Genomic DNA, 1,276 nt, shown 5'->3' on the forward strand with positions numbered 1-1,276 from the left:
CTTAAAAATTCCTAGTCTTTTTAATCTGTCCTTTAAAAGGCCTACACTTTATAAAAGAAATGCTATTTTTAAATCATCAGCAAGAAATTCCCCGTACTATTGTAACTTATATTATGAAGGAAAACTTCTTGTATATCGTTAAGTATTCCGAATCCTACAAATTATCAAAAGTATTTTCAATGGCTGATTCCAATTCTTCTTTTCCTTCTCCTATATAACGTTTGGTCATGTTCAAATCTTTATGCCCCATCAATTTTGAAACGGTTTGAAGGTCTATCCCCTTATCGATTAATGTTTGGCAAAACGTATTTCGCAGCTTATGGGGAGTCGCATTATATTTAGTCAGCATATATTGCACGGACCTTGGCGTTATGCGTTGATTCACACTGGATATGAAGATGGCTTCCGTTTCCATATTTAAAAATTCCTTGTATGCCTTGATCTTTTCACTAGCAGTCAAGGAGAGTGGAATCTTCCTGTCTATATCACCTTTTGAATCCCGGATGAGGATATATTGCCTTTCTCCCTCTTTTTGAATGTCACTATGGTTCAAATCACAAAGTTCGGATACCCGGATACCCGTATGAATCATTGTGTAGACAATAGCAATATTCCTGAAATGCCCAGAGGCCTCGATTTCTTTTAAGAGCGCAGCTTGCTCAAGCATGTTCAGGGCTTTTGGCGGATCTTCTTTCTTTTCCTTTGCTTTACGATCGATGTTGAGGACGATTTCGGGTTTATCAAGGAACCTGGAAAACATGGTAATGGCTGAATAATGTTTTTCAATCGTTCCTCCACTCTTGTTTGACTGTTCCATATCGTCTAAATAGGTTTGGACGTGGGATTTTTCAATCTCTTTCGCCTCATCTTTAAACCATTGAAGAAGCTGGGAGATGACTCCCACATAGGTTTTAATCGTACCATCGGATTTATTTTGACCCATTAACCATTTCGCAAAAGAATGAAGAATTTGTTTATTGTCCAGGATTTCTTCTTTACTGGTCATTCGAGAAGCCCCCTACCAAAATTATGCTATTAATAAGCCTTTCCAACGAATTGTGGAATTTATACAAAAAAACCTTAGGATAATCCTAAGGTTTAGAATACGTAGATAGGATTTGAACCTGTTTATACGGGTTTATGAATCCTAATTGATGTGATAAACATTGCTTGGCGGCGTCCTACTCTCACAGGGGGAGACCCCCAACTACCATCGGCGCTGAAGAGCTTAACTGCCGTGTTCGGAATGGGAACGGGTGTGACCTCTTCGCTATCG

The 1,276-nt window shown here is 38.8% G+C and carries 1 protein-coding gene and 1 rRNA gene; both read right to left on the minus strand.

Translation table 11 applies throughout. The features are described from left to right. Positions 1-154 precede the first annotated feature (154 nt). The gene (locus tag ACFX4H_RS26785) at positions 155-1,006 is read right to left on the minus strand and encodes a tyrosine-type recombinase/integrase (protein ID WP_377436616.1); all 852 of its coding nucleotides are present in this window, start codon (positions 1,004-1,006) and stop codon (positions 155-157) included. 162 nt (positions 1,007-1,168) lie between these two features. Further along, positions 1,169-1,276 (minus strand): 5S ribosomal RNA (gene rrf / locus ACFX4H_RS26790); the annotation flags it as partial.

The sequence above is a fragment of the Peribacillus sp. YIM B13477 genome (assembly GCF_042787955.1).
GTDB classification, from domain to species: Bacteria; Bacillota; Bacilli; order Bacillales; family DSM-1321; genus Peribacillus; species Peribacillus frigoritolerans.

What these genes read in the sequence shown, in the direction of transcription:
- ACFX4H_RS26785 (WP_377436616.1), bottom strand. Translation starts at nt 1,006, where the DNA reads ATGACCAGTAAAGAAGAAATCCTGGACAATAAACAAATTCTTCATTCT.